This window comes from Herbaspirillum chlorophenolicum, from assembly GCF_001189955.1.
Classification (GTDB): Bacteria; Pseudomonadota; Gammaproteobacteria; order Burkholderiales; family Burkholderiaceae_D; genus Herbaspirillum; species Herbaspirillum chlorophenolicum.
On sequence record NZ_LFLT01000176.1, the window covers coordinates 1 to 368 of the forward strand.

The following is a 368-nucleotide window of genomic DNA, read 5'->3' on the forward strand; positions in this document are numbered from 1 at the left end:
GTGTTGACCTGGCTGCTGCCGCTGAAGACGATGCCGTTGCGGTTGACGATCATCACCGTGCCGTCGCCGTTGAGCTGGCCCTGGATCTGGCTCGGGCGCATCAGTGGATCGTTGATCCGGTTCAACACCGCCCAGTTCGGTTGCTGCAGGAAATTGACGATCGTGTTCTTGCCGATATTGAAGGTTTCCCAGTTCAGGATCGCTTTATCGGCGGTTTGCTGGATGGCCACCGTGGTCTGGCCATTGGCGCTAGTCTGCGTCGGCGCATTGGCGTTCAACCAGCCTTTGGTGAGGCTGTTGGTGTCGACCTTGAGACCGCCATCGGCCAGGCCGTCGGGTACGCCTGTGCCATTGGCGGCCGCTTGCCG

1 protein-coding gene is annotated in these 368 nt (G+C 60.9%); it reads right to left on the reverse strand.

Going from position 1 to position 368, the window contains the following annotated elements:
* Positions 1 to 368: two-partner secretion domain-containing protein (locus AKL28_RS23755; protein WP_156226496.1), on the reverse strand; the 368-nt coding region annotated here is incomplete at both ends.